1 protein-coding gene is annotated in these 10,167 nt (G+C 67.1%); it reads left to right on the top strand.

Annotated elements, in window-relative coordinates; genetic code table 11:
- On the top strand, nt 1-10,167 hold a 10,167-nt coding region (locus AU187_RS13805; RefSeq protein ID WP_156442355.1), incomplete at both ends, for a non-ribosomal peptide synthetase.

Here is a 10,167-nt window from a genome sequence, read left to right as displayed (position 1 = left end):
ATGCGCCTGATCGCCGCCCTCAACACCACCCTCAACACCAACCTCGCAATACGCACCCTCTTCCAAGCACCCACCGTTGCCCAGTTGGTGCCCCGTATTGGTGGAGGCGAGGGTGGGTTCCCGCCGTTGGTGCCGGTTGACCGGCCCGCCGTAGTTCCGTTGTCGTTTGCCCAAAAACGCATGTGGATTCTCGACCAGTTGCACGGGCCGTCGGCCGTGTACAACATCGCGGTGGCGTCGAGGCTGCGTGGTCGGCTGGACGCCGAGGCGCTGGGTGTGGCGCTGGCGGATGTGATCGGCCGCCACGAAAGCCTGCGGACGCTGTTCCCGGCGCCCGAGGGAACACCCCAGCAGCTCGTAATCCCCGTTGAGCGGGCCGATTTCGGCTGGGACGTCGCAGACGCGACGGAATGGTCGGCAGCTCGCCTGCGCGAGGACATTGACACCGTGGTGCGCTGCACGTTTGATCTGGCCAGACGAATTCCCTTGCGGGCGCGGCTTTTCCGCGTCGCAGAGGACGAACACGTGCTGGTCGTCGTGGTGCACCACATCGCCGCCGACGGCTGGTCGATCAACCCGCTCGTGCATGATCTGGGCGTCGCTTATGCCAGCCGCAGCGCCGGGCAAGCCCCCGGCTGGGACGCGTTGGCTGTGCAGTACATCGATTACGCGTTGTGGCAACGCGAGCAACTCGGTGAACTCTCAGATCCGCACAGCCCGATCGCCGCTCAGCTGGCCTACTGGCACAAGGCCCTGGCCGAGATGCCGGAACACCTGGAACTGCCCACCGACCGGCCCTACCCGCCGGTTGCCGACCACCGCGGCGCCACGGTGGCCGTCGACTGGCCGGTCGAGCTACAGCAGCGGGTTGCTCGGGTGGCCCGTGAGCACAACGCCACCGATTTCATGGTGGTACAGGCAGCCCTGGCGGTGCTGCTCTCGAAGATCAGCGCCAGCCCTGATGTGGCAGTCGGGGTCCCGATCGCCGGACGGCGTGACCCAGCACTCGATGGGCTGGTGGGGTTTTTCGTCAACACCTTGGTGCTACGGATGCAGTTGGTCGGTGATCCCGACTTCGCTCAGCTGTTGGCTCAGATCCGCGCACGCAGTTTGGAGGCCTTCGAGCATCAAGACGTGCCGTTCGAGGTGCTGGTGGAGCGGCTCAACCCGCCCCGAAGCCTGACCCACCACCCGCTGGTGCAGGTGATGTTGGCCTGGCAGAACCTTCCCGGGCACACCGATGACCCCGCGGGCCGGTTGGCCTTGGGTGATCTGCAGGCCACCCCGATCCCGGTGGATACCCAGGCGGCCCGAATGGACCTGACCTTTTCCCTGCGCGAACGCTGGAGCGAGGCCGGTGAGCCCGCCGGGATTGCCGGGGCGGTGGAGTTCCGCACCGACGTGTTCGACGCGGCCAGCATCGAGGCGCTCATCAGACGGTTGGAGCGGGTGTTGGTGGCGGTGACCGCCGACCCGGCTCAGCGGGTGTCGCGGGTGGATCTGCTGGACGCCGGCGAGCATGCCCAGTTGGTGGGCTGGAGCAATCGGGCGGTGCTGACCGCGCCACTGAGCTCGCCGGCCACGGTTACGGCCATGTTCGCCCGGCAGGTCGACCGGACCCCGGACGCGGTGGCGTTGGTCTGCGGTGAGCTTACGTGGACATACCGGGAGCTGGACGAGGCTGCGAACCGGTTGGCGCGCCGGCTCGCCGCTCATGGCGCACGCGCCAGCGAACGTGTGGCGCTGCTGTTTACTCGCTCGGCCGAAGCGATCCTGTCGATCCTGGCGGTGCTCAAGACCGGCGCGGCCTACGTGCCGATCGACCCGGCGCTGCCGGCATCCCGGATCGGGTTCACGCTCTCCGACGCCGCACCGATCGCCGTGGTGAGCACTTCTGGACTGCGGTCGCGCCTCGACGGCCACGACATGATCGTCATCGACGTCAACGATCCTGTCGTCGACGCCCAACCCAATACCGAACTAGCGCTGCCGAAACCGGACGATATCGCCTACCTCATCTACACCTCGGGCACGACCGGTGTACCCAAGGGAGTGGCGGTCACCCACCACAACGTCACCCAGCTGTCGGCGTCGTTGGACAGCTGGCTGCCACAGGGAGTGGGGCAGGTGTGGTCGCAGTGGCATTCCTACGGTTTCGACGTCTCGGTGTCGGAGATCTTCGGTGCGCTGCTCCATGGCGGGCGGCTGGTGGTGATACCTGACGCGGTGGTTCGTTCCCCCGAGGATTTCCATGCCCTGCTGGTCGCCGAACACGTCAGCGTGTTGAGTCAGACCCCGTCAGCGGTGGCGATGCTCTCGCCGGACGGGTTGGACGCAACGGCGTTGGTGGTGGCCGGTGAGGCCTGTCCGGCCGAGGTGGTCGATCGGTGGGCATCGGGGCGGGTGATGATCAACGCCTACGGCCCCACAGAGACGACGGTGTATGCGGCGGTCAGTGCGCCGCTGACTCCGGGTGCGGGCGTGGTGCCGATCGGTGCGCCGGTGCCGTCGGCGGCAGTGTTTGTGCTGGACGGCTGGTTGCGGCCGGTGCCGACCGGGGTGGTCGGGGAGCTGTACGTGGCCGGCGCCGGTGTGGGAGTCGGGTATTGGCGCCGGGCGGGGTTGACCGGGTCGCGGTTTGTGGCCTGCCCGTTCGGCGGGGCCGGGGCGCGGATGTATCGCACCGGCGACCTGGTGCGCCGCGGTGCCGATGGACAGCTGCAGTACCTGGGCCGCGCCGACGAACAGGTCAAGATCCGCGGCTATCGCATCGAACTCGGCGAAATCCGCGCAGCTCTAACCGAATTGGATGGCGTCGAGCAGGCGGTCGTCATCGCACGCGAAGACCGCACCGGCCCGAGACGCCTCGTGGGCTATATCACCGGAACCGCCGACCCGGCCGACATACGCGCGCAGTTGACCGAGCGGCTGCCGGCGTACATGATTCCGGCTGCGGTGGTGGCCCTCGACGAGCTACCGCTGACGGTCAACGGCAAACTGGACAGCCGCGCCTTACCGGCACCCGAATACAGCGCCGGCGAGTACCGGGCTCCGGCCGACCCGGTCGAGGAGGTCCTCGCCGACATCTATGCCCAGGTGCTCGGACTCGAGCGGGTCGGGGTCGACGAGCCTTTCTTCGATTTGGGTGGAGACAGCATCTCGGCGATGCAGGTGGTGGCCCGGGCGCGAGCCGCGGGCGTGCTGTGCCGGCCGCGCGACATCTTCGTCGAGCAAACCGTGGCGCGGCTGGCCCGGGTGGCCGCGGTGGCCACCGGTGAGAACACCGCGGCGGACGAGGGTGTCGGACCGGTGATCGCGACACCGATCATGCGGTGGCTGCACGGCGTGGACGGCCCGATCGAACAGTTCAACCAGACCATGGCGGTGCAGGCCCCCGCCGGAGTGACCGACGCTGACGTGGTCGTCATGTTGCAGGCATTGCTGGATCGGCACGCCATGTTGCGGCTGCGCGTCGATGACGACGGCGAGGGCGGGTGGTCGTTGACGGTGCCCGAGGCGGGGTCGGTGGATGCCGGAGAGTGCCTGCACACGGTGGACGTGCTCTGCGATGACGCGCTCGTGGCTGCGCGGTCCCGGCTGGACCCGGCGAGCGGGGCGATGCTCAGCGCGTTGTGGGTTGCCTCCGCCGGCCAGCTGGTGCTGATCGTTCACCATCTGGCGATCGACGGCGTGTCGTGGCGAATCCTTTTGGAAGACCTCAATATCGCGTGGGCCCAGCATCGCGGCGGACAGCAGGTGAGGTTGCCGGCGGGCGGGACATCGTTTACCCGCTGGGCGTCGCTGCTGGCCGAGCACGCGCGTAGTCCCGAAGTCGTGGACCAGGCGGGTGCCTGGCGGCAGGTGGCGAGGGTTCCGGCCGCGCTACCCGCGGTCGAGCCGGCGGTGGATACCTGTGCCACCGCCGGGCACCTGTCGGTGTCGCTGGATGCCGAGACCACCCGCATGCTGCTTGGCGAGGTGCCCGCGGCGTTCCATGCCGGAGTGCAGGACATCCTGTTGATCGCGTTCGCCTTGGCGTGGGCGCATTTCTTGGGCGAGGGCGGCGCACCGGTCGGCATCGACGTCGAGGGCCACGGCCGTCATGAGGAGTTGGCGGCCGACGTCGATCTGTCGCGCACGGTGGGATGGTTCACCACCAAATACCCTGTGGCGCTGGCCGTGGGCGGATTGTCGTGGGAGCAGGTGCTGGCGGGCGAGGCGGCGCTGGGGGCGGCGCTCAAAGACGCCAAGGAGCAACTTCGCGCCCTCCCCGATCCCCTGACGTACGGTGTGCTCCGCTACCTCAACGCCGACGTTGACCTGGACGGGGCAGACCCACCAATCGGATTCAACTATTTCGGGCGTCTCGGTGCAGCCGCCGACGCGTCCGGTGACGGTTGGCGGATCAGCCATGACGGCGTGTCGCTCACCGGTGCCACCGCGGCGGTGCCCATGCCGCTGATGCACACCGTGGAGGTCAACGCAGTCACCGTCGACACTGACACCGGCCCGCGCCTGCATGCCGACTGGACCTGGGCGCCATCAAAGCTCGATCATGCGGCGGTCGGCCGGATCAGCCGGCTGTGGTTTGACGCCCTCGGCGGTATCTGCGCCCATGTGCGACACGGCGGCGGCGGCCTGACTCCATCCGACGTTGTGCCCGCACAAGTCAGTCAACAACAGATCGATGAGCTTGCTCAGCAATACGAGATCGCCGATATTCTGCCGTTGACCCCCTTGCAGCAGGGACTGCTGTTCCACGCCAGCACCGCGCGGGACAACCGCGATCTGTATGCAGTGCAGCTGGATATCACGTTGAGCGGTCGACTCGATGAACGCCGCCTACGCGATGCCGTGCACGCCGTCGTCGACCGGCACCCACATCTGGTCGCCCGATTCTGCCCGAAGCCTGACCAGCCGGTGCAGGTCGTTCCGGCTGCTCCCGTGCTCCAGTGGCGGTATGTAGATCTCGAAGTCGACGTCGCCGGCCTCGACGCCGACGCGGAAGAGCTGATCCAACAGATTCGCGCCGCTGAACGCGCCGCCGTCGGCGATATCGTCCACCAGCCCGCCTTTCGAGCGGCGTTGATCCGCATCACACCAGATCGCCACCGGTTCGTGCTGACCAATCACCACATCGTCCTCGATGGCTGGTCGATGTCGATCGTGCTGCAGGAAATTTTCGCGAGGTTCAGCGGGCAGCGACTGGCAGCGGCCCCGCCCTATCGGAGCTTCTTGACCTGGCTGGCCGATCGCGACCTCGATGCCGCCCGCGCGGCGTGGCGTCAGGTGCTCGCCGGCTTCGACACCCCAACGTTGATCGGACCGCCGCAGACATTGGCCCTCGGCCCCCGTGGCGTCAAGACATTTCGGGTGTCCGCCCAAATCACCCGGGCGGTCAGCGATTTGGCCCGCTCATGCCACACCACGGTCAATACCGTGCTGGAGGCCGCCTTCGCGCAGCTGCTGTGCTGGCCGACCGGTCAGCATGACGTCGCATTCGGCACCACAGTCTCCGGTAGGCCACCTGAGGTGGCCGGCGCGGAATCGATGGTGGGCCTTTTCATGAACACGGTGCCGGTGCGGGCACCTATCACAACGACAACCACGACGTCGCAACTGCTGGACCACCTGCAAAACGCCCACAATGACACTCTTGAGCACCAGCACCTGGCGCTGACTGAGATTCATCGAATCACCGGTCACGAGAAGCTGTTTGACGCGCTGTTCGGCTACGAAAACTACCCGCTGGACACTGCCGCTCTGGCGGACGGCAAAGACCTGACCGTCACCGATCTCACCAGTCACGAATGCACCCACTACCCGCTTGCGATGCAAGCCCTCCCGGGTCGCGAGCTGGGCTTCCGGGTGGAATATGACACCGAGGTTATCGACGGGGACAGCATCGACGCGTTGACCGAGCGGTTCGAGCGGATGTTGGTGGCGATGACGCGCGATCCGGGACGGTCGTTGTCTTCGATCGATCTGCTCGACGCCGGTGAACATGCCCGGCTGGATGAGATCGGCAACCGGGCGGTGTTGTCCCGGCCGGCCACCACAGCGCTGTCGATCACAACGGCGTTCGCCGACCAGGTGGCGCGCACCCCCGATGCGGTGGCAATGGTGTGCGGTGAGCGTTCGTGGACGTACCGGGAGCTGGATGCGGCCGCGAACCGGCTGGCGCAGTGGCTGGCTGCTCACGGCGCGGGCCCGGGTTCCTATGTGGCGCTGATGTTTTCCCGTTCGGCAGAGGCGGTCGCCGCGATTCTGGCCGTGCTCAAGACCGGTGCGGCCTATCTGCCGATCGACCCCGCGCTGCCGACGGCGCGGATAGGGTTCCTGCTCGGCGACGCAGCGCCGATCGCCGTCATCACCACGGCGGGGTTGGCTGACCGACTGGACGGCCACGACGTGCCGATCATCGATATCGACGATCCCCGAATCCAGACCTTACCGTGCACCGCACTGCCGGAACCGGGCCCGGACGATATCGCGTACCTCATCTACACCTCGGGTACGACCGGGACGCCCAAAGGCGTGGCCATCACCCACCACAACGTCACCCAGCTGTTGGCATCGTTGGACGCCGGGCTGCCGCGCGCTGGGGTGTGGTCGCACAGCCATTCGTTGGCCTTTGACGTCTCGGTGTGGGAGATCTTCGGTGCGCTGTTGCGCGGTGGGCGGCTGGTGGTGGTTCCCGAGGAGGTGGCGCGCGTACCGGAAGAGTTCCACGATGTGCTGGTTGCCGAACGCGTCAGCGTCTTCACTCAAACCCCCTCCGCGGTCGCCGTTCTCACCCCGGACGGGTTGGAGTCGGCGGCGTTGGTGATGGCCGGTGAGGCCTGCCCGCCCGAGATAGTTGACCGGTGGGCGCCGGGCCGGGTGATGATCAACGCCTACGGCCCGACCGAGACCACCATGTGTGTGGCGATCAGCGCCCCGCTGGCAGCGGGTTCCGCGACAGTGCCGATCGGGGCACCGGTGGCGGATGCGGCCCTGTTCGTGCTGGATGGCTGGTTGCGCCCGGTGCCGCCCGGGGTCGTCGGTGAGTTGTATGCAACCGGTCGCGGCGTGGCTTGTGGGTATGTAGGCCGAGCTGCGTTGACCGGGTCGCGGTTTGTGGCGTGTCCGTTCGGTGCGTCGGGACAACGGATGTATCGCACCGGAGACTTGGTGCGTTGGCGCGCCGATGGGCAACTGGACTATGTCGGCCGCGCCGACGAGCAGGTCAAGGTCCGCGGCTACCGCATCGAACTCGGTGAAATCCAAGCGGCGTTGGCCGGTTTGGATGGCGTTGATCAGGCGGTGGTGATCGCCCGCGAGGACCGCCCGGGCGACAAGCGCCTGGTCGGCTATGTGACGGGAGCAGCAGACGCTGCCGCAATCCGCGCCATGCTGGCCGAGCGACTCCCGGCCTACATAGTGCCGTCGGCGGTGGTGGTGTTGGAAGCGCTGCCGCTGACGGTCAACGGCAAACTCGATACCCGCTCCCTACCCGCACCCGAATACACGGCGGGTGGTCACCGGGCCCCGGCCAACCCCATCGAGGAGATCCTGGCTGGCGTTTACGCCCAGATGCTCGGGCTGGACCGGGTCGGCGTGGATGAGTCGTTCTTCGACCTGGGTGGGGATTCGCTCTCGGCGATGCGGGTGATCGCGGCGATCAACACCGGCCTGGACGCCGATCTTTCGGTGGCCACCCTGTTCGAGGCACCCACGGTTGCCCGGTTGGCGTGCCGTATCGATGAGGGCGCGGGTCGACTGGCGCCGGTGGCGGCGATGGAGCGGCCCGCGGAGATTCCGCTGTCGTTCGCCCAGAGCCGGTTGTGGTTCATCGACCAGTTGCAGGGGCCCTCAGCGGTGTACAACACGGCGGCGGCCTTGCGGTTGAGTGGTGCGCTTGATGCGCAGGCGCTGGCTGCGGCGCTGGCCGATGTGGTGGGCCGCCATGAAAGCCTGCGCACGTTGTTCGTCGCGTGCGACGGCGTACCCCAGCAGGTGGTCATCCCCTTTGAGCAGGCCGGTTTCGGGTGTCAGATCATTGACGCCAGCGGCTGGCCGGAGAGTCGGTTGGCCGAGGCCGTCGGTGCCGCGGCGGGCCACACGTTCGATCTGGCCACCGAGATTCCGTTCCGGGCTTGGCTTTTCCGCGTCGCCCCAGACGAACACGTGCTGATGGTCGTGGTGCACCACATCGCCGCAGATGGCTGGTCGCTGAGGCCACTGGCGGCTGATGTTGGTGTGGCATATGCCAGCCGGTGTGCGGGCCACGCCCCCGGCTGGGCGCCACTGGCGGTGCAGTACGCCGATTACACGCTGTGGCAGCGCGCGCAGTTCGGGGATCTGGACGATAGCCATAGCCTTATCGCCGCTCAGCTGGCCTACTGGCAGGATGCGCTGGCCGGGATGCCAGAGCATCTGGAGCTGCCGACCGATCGGCCTTATCCATCTGTTGCCGATCACCGCGGCGCCAGTGTGGCGGTGCAGTGGCCGCCCGAGCTGCAGCAGCGGCTTGCGCGGGTGGCACGGGAGAACGACGCGACCACCTTCATGGTCATCGAGGCCGCGTTGGCGGTGCTGCTTTGCAAGCTCAGCGCCAGCAGCGATGTGGCGGTTGGCTTCCCGATCGCCGGGCGGCGCGATCCCGTGCTCGATCAGCTGGTGGGGTTTTTCGTCAACACCTTGGTGCTCCGGGTAGAGGTGGTCGGTGATCCCACGGTCGGCGAACTTCTGGCCCAGGTGCGACGGCGTAGCCTTGCCGCCTACGAGCATCAGGATGTGCCGTTCGAGGTGCTGGTGGAGCGGCTCAACCCGGCCCGAAGCTTGACCCATCACCCCTTGATTCAGGTGATGTTGGCCTGGCAGAACCTTCCCTGGCAGGACGGCAATTCTTCGGCGGGAGTGGCCTTGGGCGAGCTGCAGGTCACGCCGCTGCCGGTGGAAATCCGCACCGCCCGAATGGATTTGGTTTTCTCTCTGGCTGAACACTGGACCGAGGACGGTGAGCCTGCGGGGCTCGGCGGGACAGTGGAGTTCCGCACCGATGTGTTCGACGCCGCCAGCATCGAGGTGCTCATCGAGCGCTTTGAGCGGGTGCTGATGAACATGAGCACAGATCCGGCCCGGCGGCTCTCGTCGGTGGATCTGCTGGCTGAGGCTGAGCACATCCAGTTGCAGGCGTGGGGCAATCGGGCGGCGTTGAGCCAGCTCGCGCCCGCGCCTGTGTCGATTCCGGTGCTGTTCGCCGCGCAGGTGGCGCGCACGCCGGAGGCGGTGGCGGTGACCTTCGAGGGCCGCTGCATGACGTATCGCGATCTTGACGCGGCGGCGAACCGGCTGGCGCACCTGTTGGCCGCCCACGGGGTGGGGCCGGGTTCCTGTGTGGCCGTGCTGTTTTCACGGTCGGCTGAGGCGATTAAGGCGATTTTCGCGGTGCTCAAGACCGGAGCGGCCTATCTGCCGATCGACCCGGCGTTGCCTGCCAGCCGGATCGACTTCATGCTTGCCGATGCCGCGCCGATCGCCGCTGTCACCACCACCGCGCTGCGCCCGCGGCTGGATCGGCATGACCTGCTGGTCATCGATAGCGAAGACTCCGCTGTCGACAGCCAACCCAGCACGGCACCACCAGCGCCGGGTCCGGATGACATCGCCTACATCCTCTACACCTCAGGCACCACCGGTATCCCGAAGGGCGTGGCCATCACCCATCAGAACGTGACCCAGCTGTTGGCGCCGTTGAATGCGGGCCTGCCGGCAGTCAGTGTGTGGTCGCAGTGTCATTCCTACGGTTTCGACGTTTCGGTGTGGGAGATGTGTAGCGCGCTGCTGCAGGGCGGGCGGCTGGTCGTGATACCCGAGTCGGTGGCTCGATCGCCGGAAGAATTCCACGCCTTGCTGGTTGCTGAAGAGGTCGGCGTCTTGAGCCAAACCCCTTCTGCTGTAAGTGCGTTGTCGCCTGAAGGACTGGATTCGGTGGCGTTGGTGGTGGCCGGCGAGCTGTGCCCGACCGACGTGGTTGATCGTTGGGCGCCGGATCGCGTGATGATCAACGCGTACGGCGAGACCGAAACGTGGTATGCGTCCTCGAGTGCACCGTTGACGCCAGGTTCGGGAGTGCCGCCGATCGGCTCGCCGGTAGGCGGCACTCCCGAACCTGGCGTCAAC

Origin of the sequence: Mycobacterium sp. IS-1556 (assembly GCF_001499985.1) — a bacterium.
Lineage (GTDB): Bacteria > Actinomycetota > Actinomycetes > Mycobacteriales > Mycobacteriaceae > Mycobacterium.
This window is presented reverse-complemented; position numbering and strand designations above follow the sequence as displayed.